The organism is Mammaliicoccus sp. FSL K6-3158, from assembly GCF_038005105.1.
In the GTDB taxonomy this organism is placed as follows: domain Bacteria; phylum Bacillota; class Bacilli; order Staphylococcales; family Staphylococcaceae; genus Mammaliicoccus; species Mammaliicoccus sciuri.
Genome location: NZ_JBBOSL010000001.1, coordinates 954,065 through 971,970, shown reverse-complemented (window position 1 = coordinate 971,970; position 17,906 = coordinate 954,065). Strand labels below are relative to the sequence as shown.

At 33.2% G+C, this 17,906-nt stretch carries 12 protein-coding genes; 2 read left to right on the top strand and 10 right to left on the bottom strand.

The window, feature by feature from the left end:
• Nucleotides 1-29 precede the first annotated feature (29 nt).
• The 7 genes from MHH94_RS04760 to gatC form a co-directional block, all read right to left on the bottom strand.
• Nucleotides 30-1,154 carry a PQQ-dependent sugar dehydrogenase gene (locus tag MHH94_RS04760; protein WP_340839942.1) on the bottom strand — a complete coding sequence of 375 codons (1,125 nt, stop codon included), beginning with the start codon at nucleotides 1,152-1,154 and terminating at the stop codon, nucleotides 30-32.
• Between the two features lie 106 nt (nucleotides 1,155-1,260).
• On the bottom strand, nucleotides 1,261-2,634 hold the full coding sequence (rlmD, locus tag MHH94_RS04755) for a 23S rRNA (uracil(1939)-C(5))-methyltransferase RlmD (protein ID WP_325887640.1): 1,374 nt from the start codon (nucleotides 2,632-2,634) through the stop codon (nucleotides 1,261-1,263).
• 60 nt (nucleotides 2,635-2,694) lie between these two features.
• Complete coding sequence (locus MHH94_RS04750) at nucleotides 2,695-3,660, bottom strand: diacylglycerol kinase (RefSeq protein WP_025905139.1); 966 nt, start codon at nucleotides 3,658-3,660, stop codon at nucleotides 2,695-2,697.
• Nucleotides 3,661-3,731: 71 nt separating this feature from the next.
• Nucleotides 3,732-5,183: a helicase HerA-like domain-containing protein gene (locus tag MHH94_RS04745; RefSeq protein WP_217844039.1), complete on the bottom strand. Its 1,452-nt coding sequence runs from the start codon at nucleotides 5,181-5,183 to the stop codon at nucleotides 3,732-3,734.
• Between the two features lie 271 nt (nucleotides 5,184-5,454).
• Complete coding sequence (gatB, locus tag MHH94_RS04740; RefSeq protein WP_340839939.1) at nucleotides 5,455-6,882, bottom strand: Asp-tRNA(Asn)/Glu-tRNA(Gln) amidotransferase subunit GatB; 1,428 nt, start codon at nucleotides 6,880-6,882, stop codon at nucleotides 5,455-5,457.
• Between the two features lie 6 nt (nucleotides 6,883-6,888).
• The gene (gene gatA, locus MHH94_RS04735; RefSeq protein WP_048540663.1) at nucleotides 6,889-8,355 is read right to left on the bottom strand and encodes an Asp-tRNA(Asn)/Glu-tRNA(Gln) amidotransferase subunit GatA; all 1,467 of its coding nucleotides are present in this window, start codon (nucleotides 8,353-8,355) and stop codon (nucleotides 6,889-6,891) included.
• Between the two features lie 3 nt (nucleotides 8,356-8,358).
• On the bottom strand, nucleotides 8,359-8,658 hold the full coding sequence (gene gatC / locus MHH94_RS04730; protein WP_025905135.1) for an Asp-tRNA(Asn)/Glu-tRNA(Gln) amidotransferase subunit GatC: 300 nt from the start codon (nucleotides 8,656-8,658) through the stop codon (nucleotides 8,359-8,361).
• A gap of 165 nt (nucleotides 8,659-8,823) precedes the next feature.
• On the opposite strand from gatC, the gene putP (MHH94_RS04725) reads away from it, so the two are divergent.
• Complete coding sequence (gene putP, locus MHH94_RS04725) at nucleotides 8,824-10,353, top strand: sodium/proline symporter PutP (RefSeq protein WP_340839936.1); 1,530 nt, start codon at nucleotides 8,824-8,826, stop codon at nucleotides 10,351-10,353.
• A 252-nt stretch (nucleotides 10,354-10,605) separates the two neighbouring features.
• Nucleotides 10,606-12,138, top strand: coding sequence for a sodium/proline symporter PutP (gene putP, locus MHH94_RS04720; protein ID WP_048540661.1), 1,533 nt, complete (start codon nucleotides 10,606-10,608; stop codon nucleotides 12,136-12,138).
• A 375-nt stretch (nucleotides 12,139-12,513) separates the two neighbouring features.
• Here the strand turns inward: putP (MHH94_RS04720) and MHH94_RS04715 are convergent, their stop codons facing one another.
• From MHH94_RS04715 to pcrA, 3 genes are read right to left on the bottom strand one after another with little or no spacing between them, the layout of a single operon-like run.
• On the bottom strand, nucleotides 12,514-13,701 hold the full coding sequence (locus tag MHH94_RS04715) for a CamS family sex pheromone protein (RefSeq protein ID WP_340839933.1): 1,188 nt from the start codon (nucleotides 13,699-13,701) through the stop codon (nucleotides 12,514-12,516).
• An 11-nt stretch (nucleotides 13,702-13,712) separates the two neighbouring features.
• Nucleotides 13,713-15,716 (bottom strand): NAD-dependent DNA ligase LigA, encoded by a 2,004-nt coding sequence (ligA, locus tag MHH94_RS04710; protein ID WP_058591873.1) that lies wholly within the window; start codon nucleotides 15,714-15,716, stop codon nucleotides 13,713-13,715.
• Nucleotides 15,717-15,719: 3 nt separating this feature from the next.
• Entirely contained in the window at nucleotides 15,720-17,900 is a 2,181-nt protein-coding gene (pcrA, locus tag MHH94_RS04705) for a DNA helicase PcrA (protein WP_058591872.1), read from the bottom strand.
• Nucleotides 17,901-17,906: the final 6 nt, after the last annotated feature.

The window sequence follows — 17,906 nt, the reverse complement described above, 5'->3', positions numbered from 1 at the left end:
ATACTAATGATTTTATGCTCAGGTTTGAGTTATGAATTTAATTGACTTAGCGAAACTTTATACATCTTATCATCATTTTGGGAAGGATTACCTCTACCATCTGTATTGTTGCTTACAAAATATAAATCATCATTTACGATGTAAACATCTCTAATTCTTCCATATTTAGTCGCCACTTTTTTCATTTCATCTTTTTCTACATCAAATTTCATAATACCTTCTCCACGCAACGCAGCTGAATAAATGATACCATCTTTAAATGCTATGCCTGAAGGTGCCCAAGTATCATCTGATCCTGAAGTAAATATCGGTGTTTCCATATTATCATTTTCTTCATTACCTTCAATCACTGGCCAACCGTAATTTTGACCTTCTTTAATCTCATTTATTTCATCATTAGCTTGATTACCATGTTCACTCGCATACATCTGTCTATCAGGTGTCCATTCAATTCCTTGTGGATTTCTATGACCGTAACTATAAACATATGAATTAGAAATCGGATTATCTTTAGGTTTACTACCGTCAAGATTAATTCTTAAAATTTTACCACCTAAAGTATCTTTATCTTGTGCATTTTGTTCGTCTGAAGCATCTCCAGTAGTCGCATATAATTTATCATCCGGTCCGATTTTCAACCGACCACCATGATGATATTGGCCACTTGGTATTTTATCAATTAATACCTCATCCTCTTTCCACGTATCATTTTCTAATTTTAATTTTACGATACGATTAAACTGACCATTATCTTCATATGTGTAATAAGCATATGCTTCTTTAGAATCTTTAAAATCAGGCGCAAGCACAAATCCTAATAAACCCGCTTCAGCAGCAGTAGAAACTTCCTTATCTAAATCCACTTGTTGCTCAGTCTTTTTATTGCCATCAATTTTAATAATTTTACCAGGGCGTTCTGATAAATAAAACACATCATCTGATCTCGCAATACTCCAAGGTGTATCTAAACCTTGAGCTACCGTTTCAATCCCTTTAGTTTCTTTACGTTCTTGGTTGTCATCTGACTGACTCTGTTCATGTTCCATTTCATTCTGAGTTTGCTTACCTTTATCTTCAGTTTCTTCTTTCGAATCATTACTACAAGCAGATAAAATAAAACTAGCCGAAATCGCACTGATCATTAGTCGCTTCATAAACAACCCTCCTTACATTATTTATACAGTTGTAAACACTTTCACACAACCATAACGCTCAAAAACCCAAGCCAACTTATACGTTGGCTTAGGTTTTTAGTTAATTTTATTCTGTTATTTTTTCGATTAAAGCAACTGTTTCGACGTGTGTTGTATGTGGAAACATATCTACTGGTGTGATTTCTTTTAGTTGATAACCGCTATTTTTCAACAATTCTACATCTCTAACTTGTGTTGCTGGGTTACATGAAATATATACGATTCTTTTTGGTGATAATTCGATTAAAGTTTCTATAAATGTTTGATCGCATCCTTTTCTTGGTGGATCGACCATTACAACTTCTGGCTTAATACCTTCTTGTTGCCATTTTAAGATGATTTCTTCTGCTTTTCCTGCTTCCCATGTCGCATTATCTATATGGTTGATTTGCGCATTTTCTTTTGCGTTTTCTATTGCTTGTTCGACGACTTCCACACCATAAACGTGTTTCGCTTTTTGTGACATGTATGAACCGATTGTCCCAATACCACAATATGCATCAATGACAGTTTCTTCTCCATCTAATTGTGCATATTCTAGCGCTTTATGATAAAGTTTTTCTGTTTGTGTTGGGTTGATTTGATAGAAAGAAGTGTCGGATATTTTAAATTCATATTCAGAAAGTTTATCTGTAATGGTATCTTTCCCGTATAAAGTATATGACGTATGTCCCATAATAACATTTGATTTTTCTAGATTAATATTATGTTTAATGCTGACCACATTTTCAAATTCAGTTTGAATAAAATCAATTATTTTATTTTTATGGCTAAGTTGTTTACTATTCGTTACGAATATAACCATTGTTTCTCCAGTATAATAACCAGTTCTCAAGATGATATGTCTTAATTCACCTTTGTGCTTTTGTTCATTATAAATACTGATGTTTGTTTCATCTAAAATTCGTTTAAGTTTCTTCATAATTAAATCATGTTTTTCATCTTGAATCATACAATGATCTATATTTACGATATCGTGACTTCTTTGTCTATAGAATCCTAGTTCAATTTCACCAGATTTATTTTTCCCGACTGGTATTTGTGATTTATTACGATAATGCCAAGGATTCTCCATTCCAACTGTATCGTGAATAATTGTATCTTCAAAATGTGATTTTCTCTTGAATAGATTAATCACTTGTTCTTTTTTCATTTCTAATTGCGCTGTGTAGCTTAAATGTTGAAGTTGACATCCACCACAAACTTTATAATATTCACAAGGTGGTTCAATTCTGTCCTTTGATGCTTCTTCAATGGAGATTAACTTACCAATAGCAAATTGTTTTTTCACTTTGATAACTTTAAATGAAATGGTTTCATCTTTAATTGCATTTGGTACGAAAATTGGATAACGATCGAATTTAACTACACCATGCCCTTCATGTGTAAAATCGATAACCTCTCCAGTATATATTTCATTCTTATTTACGACTCCTGCCATATTAACTCCCTCTTTCACGATAAACATAGAAAAAAGGGACAAAATAATGTCCCTATGTATTTATTCTTCTGTTTGTTCTTCGTGTAGTCTTTCTCGTTCTCTTTCTACTGTTTCAATTCCGTGCTCTCTCTTAACCCTCTCAAGTTTAGAAAAGACTTGTATATGTTGTTTTAAGTTTAAGAAATTAGCAGGTAATACACCACCAAATTCACCATCAACATTTAATTGAATTTGCTCAAATGATGAGACATTAATTGTTTTAGCTTTAGTGTAATGAACTTTCGGATGATTGATATGATCACCTCTAGAAGCCAATGTCATAATGTGACCAAGCTCAGCTATATTCACTTTCTCTAATATAAGCAAAGTAAAATTACCATCATTAATATCAGCATCTGGTACTAGCTTTTCAAAGCCACCTATTGAATTCGTTAAGCCAATTAAGAACATCATCGCTTCGCCTTGGAATACATTACCATCATATTCGATACGTATATCAGTCGCTTTAATTTGTGGTAACATCTCTAAGCCTTTAATGTAATAAGCGAGTGGTCCAACCATTGTTTTCAATTTACTTGGCGCTTCATAAGAAACTTCTGTTATTTTACCACCACCAGCAATATTAATAAAATAGCGATTGTTCATTTTACCAACATCTACTGGTACAAGATCACCTTTAATGATTGTATCTACAGCTTCCATTATATTGTTTGGAATAAGAAGTGCTCTACCAAAATCGTTAACTGTCCCCATAGGAATTAGCCCTAGTTTAGGTCGTTTCTTTGCTTCTGCAATACCATTGATAACTTCATTTAAAGTACCGTCTCCACCAGCAGCAATGATAACATCATAATCATATTTTAGAGCTTCCCTAGCAGCATGTGTCGCATCTCCAGCACTTGTTGTAGCATGAGCACTTGTCTCATAACCAGCCTGTTCTAACTTAATTAATACATCAGGTAATGCTCTTTTAAATAACTCTCTTCCTGATGTAGGGTTGTAAATGATTCTAGCTTTTTTCTTCATTATGATCCCTCTTGTATATTCTTATATCTTTATATTAAAGCATATACTAAATATAAGAAAGCAAAAAATAATTAGCGTCTTTTCGTTCCAAATATATTACGTACGATTTCTCTACCAATTTGTCTTCCAACTGTTGATAAGAATTTAGATGTTTCTTTTTGGAATTGTGAAGGTTTTTCTTTCTTCTTAGATGTTGTTTCTTTCTTAGTTGACTGTGATTTCTTAGTTTTTTGTTCTTCTTCAGGTTGCTTTTCAATTTTATTTTGTAACATTTCATATGCACTTTCACGATCAAATGTTTCTTTATACGTTTCATTTAATGACGCATTTTCAATTAAATCTTTTTTAACAGATTCATCGATTACATTAATTTTACTTTCAGGTGGACGAATAAATGCACGTTCAACAACATTCGGTTGCCCTTCATCATTTAAGAATGAAATCAACGCTTCCCCAGTTTTCAATTCTCCGATTACTTGAGCAGTGTCAAAGCTTTCATTTTGACGGAAAGTTTGTGCAGCGCTTTTAATCGCTTTTTGATCTTTAGGTGTATAACTTCTAAGTGCATGTTGTACTCTATTTCCTAGTTGTCCGAGAACTGACTCTGGAATATCAATTGGATTTTGAGTTACGAAATAAATACCTACACCTTTAGAACGAATTAAACGTACAACTTGTTCAACTTTTTCAATTAACTCTTTAGAGCTGTCATTAAATAAAAGGTGGGCTTCATCAAAGAAGAATACAATTTTTGGTTTTTCGGGATCTCCTACTTCTGGAAGACTCTCAAATAGTTCAGATAATAACCATAATAAGAACGTTGCATATAATTTAGGCTTTTGATATAAAACAGATGCATCAAGTACATTGATCATACCTCTGCCTGAATCATCAAACTTAATAAAATCTTCTAATTGTAATGCAGGTTCTCCGAAGAACGTTTCAGCACCTTCAGTTTCTAATCTTAATAATGCACGTTGAATAGCACCAATTGATGCAGAGGAAATATTTCCATACTTCTCAGCATACTCTGCTCTATTTTCATTAATTTCTTTTAAAAGTGCTTTAAAATCTTTCATATCAATCAGAAGCAGACCACTTTCATCAGCAACTTTAAATACAATATCTAACACACCTAATTGAGTATTATTTAAATCTAATAACTTACCAATTAATAGCGGACCCATTTCTGTAATTGTTGTACGAACAGGTACACCCGTTTTTTGAAATACATCAAATAACGTTACAGGGAAAGCATTATTTTCATAATCATCAATTTTCATCATATCAATACGTTCTTGAATCTTATCATTGATAGAGCCAGCCTCAGCAATACTTGAGATATCCCCTTTAACATCTGACATAAAGACTGGAACACCAGCTTTTGAAAATTGTTCAGCCAATACTTTTAAAGTAATTGTTTTACCAGTACCAGTAGCACCAGCAATCAAACCATGTCTATTAGCTTGACCTAACTCTAAATTAATTTCATTTTCATTTTTAGCTATTTTAATTTGCGTCATATGTAGTTACGCCTCCATCGTCATTAAGATTTAATACTATTGTACTTCAACACACCAACCATGCAAGTAATTAGATATAGAATTTGCAATTTAATAAGATCAAGAATTAACTGTGGTGTAACTTCCATTATTCCGAATTCTAGCAATTAGGAAGACGCTCATTTTGGGGACATTTCTCAGAATTCTGTCCCTTACAAATATCCATCCTCTTATACAATAAAAAATCTCGTCACGAGTACTTCACTCTGTGACGAGATTTTCATTATATTTATTATCTTTTCTCTAATTCTGATTTTAGTAATTGGTTCACGATTTGTGGGTTTGCTTGGCCTTTTGAAATTTTCATAATTTGACCTACTAAGAAGCCCATCGCTTTGCCTTTACCATTTTTAAAGTCTTCTACTGATTGTGGATTGTTATCTAATGCTTCTGTAACAAATCCTAATAGTGTTGCTTCATCAGATATTTGTACAAGACCTTTGTCTTTCATAATTTGATGTGCGTCTCCACCATTTTCAGCTAATTCAGGGAATACTTTCTTAGCAATTTTACTACTCATTGTGCCATCTTCAATAAGTTTAATCATACCTGCTAAGTTTTCTGGTGTTAATGCAGTATCTTGTAATTCGATTTGATTTTTATTTAAGTATTCATTAACGCCACCCATTAACCAGTTAGATGTTAATTTAACGTCTGCACCATGTTCAATTGCTGCTTCAAAGAAATCTGACATTTCTTTAGTTAATGTTAATACATGTGCATCATAAGCTGGTAATCCTAATTCATTAACATAACGTTCTTTACGTACGTCTGGTAAATCTGGGATTGTTTGACGTACACGTTCTTTCCACTCATCATCAACATATAATGGTACTAAGTCTGGTTCTGGGAAGTAACGATAGTCATCTGAACCTTCTTTAACACGCATTAAAATTGTTTCGCCTGTTGATTCGTTGAAACGACGTGTTTCTTGTAAAATTTCTCCACCAGCTAATAATACTTCTGCTTGGCGTTTTTCTTCATGTTCAAGACCTTTACGGACATAGTTAAATGAGTTTAAGTTTTTAAGCTCTGCTTTTGTACCGAATTCTTCTTGACCATATGGACGTAATGAAATGTTGGCATCACAACGTAATGAACCTTCTTCCATTTTACAATCTGATACGCCTGTATATTGAATAATTGCACGTAATTTTTCTAAGTATGCATACGCTTCTTTAGGAGATCGAATATCAGGTTCAGAAACGATTTCAATTAATGGTGTTCCTTGACGGTTTAAATCAACTAAAGAATATCCCTCTTTATGTGTTAATTTCCCTGCATCTTCTTCCATGTGTAAACGAGTGATACCAATACGTTTAGTTTCTCCATCTACTTCAATATCAATCCAACCATTTTCACCAATTGGTTGATCGAATTGAGAAATTTGATAAGCTTTTGGATTATCTGGGTAGAAATAGTTTTTTCTATCAAATTTAGATTCTTTCGCAATATCCATATTTAATGCCATTGCTGCACGCATAGCCCAATCAACAGCTGTCTTGTTTACAACTGGTAACACGCCTGGGTATGCTAAGTCAATAACGTTTGTATTTGTATTAGGTTCCGCACCAAAATGAGCGGGTGATGGTGAAAACATTTTTGATTCTGTTTTTAATTCGACGTGAACTTCTAAGCCGATAATTGTTTCAAAATGCATTCAGTTTCACACTCCTTGTAAAGTTTTATAGTCATCATGTAAGTTATATTGTGTTTCATATTGATAAGCAACTTTGTATATCGTTTTTTCATCGAATGGTTTACCAACAATTTGTAAACCAATTGGACGACCATTTGATTTACCACAAGGAATAGAGATTGATGGTACACCTGCTAAGTTAACTGGAATAGTTAAAATATCATTAGCGTACATTGTTAATGGATCATCAATTTGTTCACCAATATTGAATGCTGTCGTTGGTGCAGTTGGTCCTACGATAACATCATAGTCTTCAAATACTTTTTCGAAGTCTTGTTTTATTAATGTACGAACTTTTTGAGCTTTTTTGTAGTAAGCATCGTAATAACCTGAACTTAATGCGAATGTTCCAAGCATAATACGACGTTTAACTTCGTCTCCAAAACCTTCACCACGAGATTTTTTGTATAGTTCTTCTAGTGTATTTGCTGATTTTGAATGATAACCATAACGGATACCATCAAATCTAGCTAAGTTAGCTGATGCTTCAGAAGATGCAATAATATAGTAACTTGCTACACCATACTTAGTATTTGGTAATGATACACGATCAACTGTAGCACCTAAAGATTCTAAAGTTTTAACAGCTTCATTAACTGAGTTCTTAACTTCTTCAGATACACCAGAGCCAATGAATTCTTCTGGTACAGCTACTTTTAAGCCTTTAATATCTTTACCAATTTCAGACGTAAAGTCTACATCTTCGATCGGTGCACTTGTTGAATCTTGTGAATCATGTCCAGAAATCGTTTCTAAAATTAATGCGTTATCTTTAACACTACGTGTAATAGGTCCAATTTGATCTAATGAAGAAGCAAATGCTACTAGACCAAAACGTGATACACGGCCATATGTAGGTTTCATACCAACAACACCACAGTATGATGCTGGTTGACGGATTGAACCACCAGTATCTGAACCTAATGCAAATGGTACTAAGCTTGCTGCAACAGCTGCTGCTGAACCACCTGATGAACCACCTGGTACGGCTTTATGGTCAAATGGATTAACAGTTGTCTTGAAATAAGAGTTCTCATTTGAACCACCCATAGCAAATTCATCCATGTTAAGTTTACCAACTAAAATACCATTTTCAGCATTTAATTTATTCATAACTGTTGATTCATATATAGGAATAAAGCCTTCTAACATTTTACTTGCACATGTAGTTTCTACACCTTCAGTAATAATATTGTCTTTGATACCCATTGGAATACCAAATAGCTTACCTTCCATTTTACCTTCAGCTTGTAATTTATCTTGTTCTTCAGCTTTTTTAATTGCTTGTTCTTTATCTAAAGCTAAGAATGCTTTAATATTTGCGTCGTCTGCTTCTATCGCATCAAAAATATCTCTAACAATTTCAGATGGCTTAATTTCATTATTTTTAATCATTTCTGATAAACGTTCAATTGTTTCATAACGAATTGTCATGCTTTAGTCCTCCTCATTCATAATTGCTGGAACTTTAAATTGCCCCGCTTCTTTTTCTTTCGCATTAAGTAATGCTTGTTCTTGAGGAATTCCTGATTCACTCTTATCTTCTCTTAGAACATTTTGTAAGTCTAATACGTGGAATGTTGGTTCAACATTTTCAGTATCAACTTCATCTAATTGTCCTGCAAAGTTTAAGATCTTCTCTAAAGATTGTGTGAATTCATTGACTTCGTCTTGTGAAACTTCAAGTCTAGCTAAATTAGCAACATGTTCAACTTGTTCAGATGTTACCTTCGTCATGTGCGACGCCTCCTTAGTTAATCTAACATCATATAATTTTAACAAATTTTCATATAAAAATCTAAAGTTATTAAAAATTAACTACATGAAAGCGCATACATTGTGTATAATAAATTATCAGAATTTTTTCTGAATTTTATGTCAATGAGTGAGAGGTGGTTTTTCATGTTTATTCTTGGAAATACTTTTAAGAATGTTAAAGTCGAAACTTCTTGGGAAACATACGTCATGATTGCTATTTATTTTGCCATTTTATTAGCAATTGGATTTTATGCTTACAAACGTTCGACAAGTACGCTTGATGAATATATGTTAGGCGGCAGAGATTTAGGTGCACTTGTTACTGCCCTATCAGCAGGTGCTTCAGACATGAGTGGTTGGATGATTATGGGGTTACCAGGATCTGTATATAGTATCGGTCTATCAGCAACTTGGATTGCCATTGGCCTTACAATTGGTGCTTGGCTTAATTACATACTCGTAGCATCACGTTTAAGAATTTATACTGAACTGACTGATAACGCTATTACTTTACCTGACTTTTTTGAAAAAAGATTATCAGATAATACAAGAATCGTTAAAGTCATTTCAGGGTTAGTTATCGTTGTATTCTTTACGTTATACACACATTCTGGAATGGTAGCTGGTGGCGTACTATTTAATAGTGCATTTGGACTAGATTATCATGTTGGTTTATTTATAGCCGCTAGTATTGTTATTTTGTATACACTTTTCGGCGGTTATTTAGCTGTATCATTAACAGACTTCTTCCAAGGTGTCATTATGATCTTAGCATTGGTATTAGTGCCTATCGTTGCGTTGTTAAAGTTAAATGGTCTCGACACGTTTAGTGAAGTTGGTGATTTAAAACCTACGAATTTAGATTGGTTCAAAGGAACAACTACAGTTGGTATCATCAGTTTACTAGCTTGGGGATTAGGATACTTCGGTCAACCACATATTATAGTACGTTTTATGTCTATTAAAACACATAAACTAATGCCTAGAGCACGTCGAATTGGTATTTCATGGATGGCGATTTCTTTATTAGGTGCTTGTGTGACTGGGTTAATTGGTATAGCTTTTGTTGAACATACTAATATAGAAGTTAAAAACCCAGAAACAATCTTTATCGTAATGAGTCAAATTTTATTCCATCCACTCATTGCAGGGTTCTTCTTAGCAGCAATTTTAGCTGCGATTATGAGTACAATTTCTTCACAGCTTCTTGTAACATCTAGTGCATTAACGCAAGACTTCTACATGTTATTGCGCAGAAAAACTTTACAAGATAAAAGTCATGAAAAGGAATTCGTTCTTGTAGGACGCTTATCTGTTTTACTTGTATCAATCGTTGCAATGTACATCGCGTGGAATCCAAATGATACAATTTTAAATTTAGTTGGTAATGCTTGGGCTGGATTTGGCGCAGCATTTGGACCTTTAGTATTATTATCACTACATTGGAAACGTCTAACTAAATACGGCGCGATTGCAGGAATTTTGACTGGTTCATTAGTCGTTATTTTCTGGATACTCATGAAAAATCATGGTGGTATTTTTGAATTTTATGAAATCATACCTGGATTTATTTCAAGTATTATTGTAACAGTTATTGTGAGCTTAATGACGAAACCACCTGTTGAAAATGACCTTAAAAAGTTTGATGACATGGAACAAATTTTAAAAAGCTAAAAATTTTTAAAAAAGTTTACATCGTCATTTTATGAGCAAAATAAGTCATAATCATATCCTTTGTAAACATTTACACCGCAAGGCATAGAGCAATATTATCAAACACAAAATATGAACAAATTGTGACACGATTCTATATAAATGATAAACTGAATATACGGATAATTTACTTTTTACCCTTTGATTATTATTTCATTTGTGTATAATGGTCAACGTGCAACTTTAAAATACATAAAATAAAGGAGCGGGATTATGTTTATTTTAGGACAAATTGATGCGAGTGCTGGAGTTGCTTCAGGCTGGCAAACTTATTTCATGATTATAGTCTATTTTCTTGTTCTATTAGCAATTGGTTACTATGCTTATAAACAATCAACAAGCAATTTAGATGAGTACATGTTAGGTGGCCGTAGTATAGGTCCTTATGTAACAGCATTATCCGCTGGTGCATCCGATATGAGTGGTTGGATGATTATGGGACTTCCTGGTGAAGTTTACAGTATTGGATTATCGGCAACTTGGCTTGCTATCGGTTTAACAGTAGGTGCATGGTTAAATTACATTTTAGTAGCACCGAAATTACGTGTATATACTGAACATACTGGAAACGCGATTACGATTCCAGATTTCTTCGAGAAACGTGTTGCAGATAATACACATGCTTTAAAAATTATTTCAGGTATTATCATTGTCGTATTCTTTACGCTATATACTTCAGTTGGTATGGTTTCAGGTGGTACTTTATTCGAAAGTGCATTCGGTATGGATTATCGTCTTGGTATTATTTTAACTGGTGGTATCGTTGTATTATATACATTCTTCGGAGGATATTTAGCTGTTTCACTAACAGACTTCTTCCAAGGTGTGATCATGTTAATAGCAATGGTTATGGTACCTATCGCTGCTTTATTAACTTTAAACGGGTTAGATACTTTCCACACTGTAGCAGAAGTTAAACCAACTAACTTAGATTGGTTTAAAGGAACTTCAGTTGTAAGTATCATAGGATTAATTGCATGGGGACTTGGTTATTTTGGACAACCACATATTATTGTAAGATTTATGTCTATTAAATCACATAAACAATTACCAACAGCAAGAAGATTCGGTATTGGTTGGATGGCTATTTCATTATTAGGTGCATGTTTAGTTGGTTTAACTGGTATTGCATACATTCATGATACAAGCCAAACAATTGATAACCCAGAAACAATCTTCATCTTAATGAGTCAAGTGTTATTCCATCCATTAGTTGGCGGGTTCTTCTTAGCAGCAATTTTAGCGGCTATTATGAGTACAATTTCATCTCAATTACTCGTTACATCAAGTGCTTTAACACAAGACTTTTATAAAATTATAACTAAAAAACGTGGTTATGAACCAGATAGAGATAAAGAATTTGTTATGGTAGGTAGATTTGCAGTATTAGCTGTAGCAATTGTGGCAATATTACTTGCTTGGACTCCAAATGACACCATACTTAATCTTGTAGGTAATGCTTGGGCAGGATTCGGTGCAGCATTTGGACCACTTGTATTAATGTCATTATACTGGAAAGGTTTAACGAAAAACGGTGCAATCGCAGGTATGGTGACGTCTTCAATCGTCGTACTATTCTGGATTATGATGAAAAGTCATGGCGGTATTTTCGAATTATACGAAATTATCCCAGGATTCTTCACAAACATCGTCGTTACAGTTATTGTAAGTTCATTTACTAAGAAGCCAGACAAAGAAGTTATTGATAACTTAGATCGTATGAAACGTATCTTAAATGAAGATTAATATGGAAGAGACTGGTACATAAAATGTGCCAGTCTTTTTTATATGGAAAAATAGCTGTAATTTTTTGGGGGTATATGGCTTGTTTGGGGAGTCTTGCAACATATGTGAGTTCTATGTTGCTTGTTTGGAGTGTCTTCCAACATAGAGGGCTCCTATTTATCTTGTTTCATTAGTCTTGATAAATACAGACCTTCTATTTATCTTGTTTCACCAGTCTTGATAAATACAGACCTTCTATTTATCTTGTTTCATTAGTCTTGATAAATACAAGGTGCTGAACATTGCTTGTCATACCTCACTTGCAATGTTCAGACCTATATTTCTAAAAATACGAAAAAGAGTCTAGAACATTTCTGTTCCAGACTCACTTTTTAACTATTTATAAATATGAATTTGTGGTTCGTCATCGTCTTTAGTCTTCGTAATTAATGCTTGTGGTTCTTCTCCGTCTACGATAGAGATTTCTAAATCATCTATACCTTTAAAGTATTTTTGAGATAGGTCTGCTACGTATTGAGTCACACCAATTACTTCTGCTTTTCCATAATAATCAAGTGGTACTTTTATTTCTAGTTCTGTCAGTTTATCGTCATCAAATTTACCTGTTCCTACTGATTGTGTAAAGTTAGGGAAGTATTTTTGTAAGTCTTGATTAAACTGTTCAAAATTAGAATTTAAATTTTCATCTAAATCTGATGCATCACTTGATGGGATTGTGACATATTTTTGATTCATTTTTCCCCAACTTTTAACGTTACGCTTACCGCCTTCACTAGAGGCATAATAAACAAATTTACCTGGTTTGATGTCACCTTCTCCAGACTGTATGAATATACCAAAGTTAATTGGAATATTTTTAAGGTCATCTCTTACACGAAGACGTGAAAGGATTTCTTCAGCCATCTCTTTACCTTTTTTCTCTACTTCTTTGTTATCAAGTTTCTTAGTATATGTTTCGCCGTATTCTTCTTTTTGGTAAACATATTCACTATTCATGGCTAAGCCAATCGTCATACCAGAAATCTTTTGTTTTTTAGCATCACTTTCTGTGAAGTAATCTTGTTCGATGATATGTGATAAATATGTAGGTGAATTCTCAGCTATTTTTTCAGGATCTGTTTCTCCTTTATGAGTTGGATTCAAACCTAAGTTTTCTCTTGCATTATTTTGTTCTTTTTCATCATCACTCATATCTTTAATTTCTGCTTTTGTATATTTAGGTGCTAAATATGCTCTCACAGTATCTTTATCTAAGAACTGGCCATCTCTGTATAAGTAATCATCAGGTGAAAATGTCTGTTTACTTATATCTAACAATCCACTTTCAAATGCTTCACTGTTATAACTAGAAATCATATTATCTTGCGTTAATCCTCTTGCAGCACTTACTTTAAATGGTAGTAATGTTCGATAATAATCACTGGAAATTTGCATACCTGTAGAAATTTGCTTTGTTTGCTCTTTTTCTTTATCTGATTTATCTTGATTATCTTTTTGGGTAGTATCTGATGAACATGCTGTAAGCAATATTACAGACGCTAAAATAAGAAATCCTTTTTTCATATCTTTAACCTCTATTCATTGATATTACGATATTTGTTTAACCAATCTTCTTCTGACCAAACTTCTATATTTAATTTTTCAGCTTTTTCAAGTTTGGATCCAGCATCTTCACCAGCAATAACAACATCTGTATTTTTAGTGACACTTCCTGTTACCTTTGCACCTAATGATTGGATTACTTTTGTTGCTTCAGGTCTAGTCATCTCTGTCATTTTACCAGTTAATACGAATGTTTTTCCAGTAAAATCTGGATGACCTTCAATTTCAGATTGCTTAATACCTGTATAAGTCATGTTAACATTTTTCTGTTTAAGTTTATCGATTAATACTTTTATATCATCATTTTCCATATAAGTAACAAGTGATTGAGCCATCTTATGACCAACATCTGGTATTTCAGTTAAATCTTCTATCGTTACTTCGAATAAGCGATCAATTGTTTCATATTTTTCAGCTATTACACGACTTGCTTTTGTACCTAAATGTCTTACACCTAAACCAAATAATAAATGCTCTAGTGATTTTGCTTTAGAAGCTTCGATTGCTGTTAATAAATTATTAACTTTCTTCTCACCCATTCTTTCCAATGGTAATAAATCATCTTTCGTTAAATAATATAAATCCGCGACATCTTTAATTTTATCGTTTTGATAAAGTTGTTCGATTATTTTATCTCCTAAACCGTCAATATTCATTGCTTGTCGTGATACAAAATGAATCATACCTTCTACTAATTGTGCAGAACATTTAGGGTTAATACATCTTAATGCAACTTCACCTTCTATTCTAACCAATTCATGCTCACAACTTGGACAGTGTGTTGGCATATGATAAATCTCACTATCTTCGCTTCTTTCTTCAGCAATACTTTTAACGACTTCAGGTATAATGTCACCTGCTTTTTTGATGACAACTTTATCTCCTATACGGATATCTTTCTCATGGATTAAGTCTTCGTTATGTAATGATGCTCTAGAAACAGTAGTTCCTGCCACTTTAACAGGCTCTAATATCGCAGTTGGTGTCACAACACCAGTTCTACCTATACTTAATTCTATATCTGTTAATGTTGTTAAGACTTCTTCAGCTGGGAACTTGTACGCAATTGCCCATCTTGGTGATTTCTGAGTAAAGCCAAGTTCTTCTTGCTGACTTAAATCATCAACTTTAATAACAATGCCATCTATATCATATGATAAATTATTGCGTTGTTCAGTCCACTTACTTATAAAAGATAATACGCCTTCTATATCATCAAAAGTTTCTCTTTCTTTGTTTGTCTTAAATCCTAGTTCATCTAAATTGTTTAATGCCTCTGATTGACTATCCGCTTCTATTTCAGTTAAGTCATTAACACTATATAAGAAAATATCGAGCTTCCTTTTAGCAGTTAATTTTGAATCAAGCTGTCTCAATGAACCTGCAGCGGCATTTCTAGGATTTGCAAATAGTTGTTCCCCGTTTTGTTCTTTTTGTTCATTTAAAGAAATAAAAGATTTCCTAGGCATGTATGCTTCACCACGAACTTCAATAGAAAGAGGTTCTTTAATTGTTAAAGGAATGGCATGTATCGTTTTTAAATTTTCAGTGATATTCTCACCTGTTGTACCGTCTCCACGCGTTAATCCTTGAACAAATCGTCCGTTTACATACTTTAACGATACAGCTAAACCATCAATTTTTAATTCACATGTGTATCGAACACTGTCTACTTTTTCTCTAACTCTTTGATCAAATTTTCTTAAATCTTCTTCGTTAAAAGCATTACCTAATGACAACATAGGTGTGTCATGATTAATTTTTTCAAATTGAGATAACGGTGGTCCACCAACTCTAACAGTTGGTGAATCGTCCGTTTTTAGTTCAGGGTGCTTTTCTTCTATAGAGATTAACTCATGCAATAATTGATCATATTCACTGTCAGGAACAGTTGGATTATCTAACACATGATATTCATGGTTATAACGATGTAACAATTGATGAAGTTCTTTAACTCTTGATTTTAAATCTTCCATAGTTTACTCCCCTTTCTTCTCAATTGGTGCAAATTGTGCTAATAGACGTTTTGGTCCTTCTTTTTTGAAAATGATATCTAATTCAACAGAACCATTTTTATCATTTACAGCACTTACCATACCTTCACCCCATGATTTATGGGTTACTTTATCCCCAACATTCCATGATGTTTCTGGTTTCTGCTTCGTATTCATACGACCTGCAAAACTACGTTTAGGTGTGGAAGTTTGTTTTTGCTTAAATGATGTTTTTGGTTTCACGCCATCTAGTAAATCTTCTGGAATTTCTTTTAAAAATCTTGATTTTAAGTTCGCTTGAGATCTACCAAACAATGTACGAGTTGTCGCGTGAGATAAATGTAACTCTTCTTCGGCTCTCGTAATAGCCACATACGCAATTCGGCGTTCTTCTTCCATTTCATGTTCTTCACCTGATTGAAGACTTCTAAAGTGTGGGAAAATACTTTCCTCCATACCAATAATAAATACAACTTTGAACTCTAGACCTTTCGCTGAGTGCATTGTCATCAAAGTTACACCCGCTTCTAAATCTGCATCATCAACATCTGCAACGAGTGATAAATCTGTTAAGAAGTTCATCAATGATTGTTCTTCAACTGGTGTGTTTTTTTCATAGTCTCTTGGTACAGATAAGAACTCATCAATATTCTCAAGTCTACTTTGCGATTCAATCGTTTGTTCGTTCTCTAACATACGTCTATAACCAGATTTTTCTAATATTTGTTCTACAATTTCAGTTACAGATAAGAATTCTTGTTGTTGCATAAAGTTATTCATCATCTCATAAAATGCTGCGCCTTCTTCAGTAACTTTTTTAGATAAACCGATAAAATCAACTTCTCCTAAAGCATCAAAGTAACTCAATTGATTCATCGCTGCATATTGAGCAATTTTTTGAACAGATGTCGGCCCAATACCTCTTTTAGGTACATTAATGATTCTTTCAAAACTGATATCATCATTGCTATTTGAAATTAATCTTAAATAACTCAAAATATCTTTAATTTCTTTTCTATCATAGAACTTTGTTCCACCAACCATTGTATAAGGAATATTAGATTTCAAGAACGTTTCTTCAAGTACACGTGATTGAGCATTTGTTCGATATAACACAGCTATGTCTTGGTTTTTATAGCCATCTTGTTTTTTCTTTAATATTTGACGAATGACATATTCTGCTTCATCTCTTTCAGTTGTTGCTTCATAATATTTTATCTTTTCACCTGAGTTATTATCCGTCCATAATGCTTTAGGTTTACGTTCAGCATTATTACGAATTACTTCATTTGCTGCAGTTAAAATAGTTTTTGTTGATCTATAGTTGCGCTCCAGGAAGATTGTTTGTGCATTTGGATAGTCTTCTTCAAATGATAAAATATTTTTAATGTCTGCACCTCTCCAACCATAAATAGATTGGTCAGAGTCACCTACGACACATATATTTTCAAATTTACTTGCTAATAAATTAACGAGCGTATATTGTGCTTTGTTAGTATCTTGATATTCGTCGACATGAATATATTGGAATTTATTTTGATAGTATTCCAATACTTCAGGCACTCTATTAAATAATTGAATCGTCATCATGATTAAATCATCAAAGTCTAATGCATGATTTCTAAGTAATTTATCTTGGTATCCTTTGTATACACTAGCGACCATATTGGCATGAAAATCACTTGCTTCTTTTTCAGCATCTTCAGCTGTTTTTAATTCATTTTTTAAATTAGAAATTGCACCAATAAATGATCTTGGGTCATATTTTTTACTATCTATATTTTGTTTCTTTAATATTTCTTTAATAACTGATTTTTGGTCAGTCGGATCTATAATTGTAAAGTTTCTTTCAATTCCAATACGGTCAATGTCTCTTCTTAAGATTCTTACACACATTGAATGGAATGTAGATATCCAAATACTTTCAGCTTCAGGACCAACTAAATGGCTAATTCTTTCTTTCATCTCTTTAGCTGCTTTATTAGTAAATGTAATCGCCAAAACATTATAAGGAGAAACATCTTTCTCATCTAATAAATACGCAATTCTGTGCGTTAATACTCTCGTTTTACCACTACCTGCACCTGCCATAATAAGTAATGGCCCTTGAGTTGTTTTGACTGCTTGTTTCTGTTCGTCATTCATTCTATCTAACAATGCGTTCATAAAAAC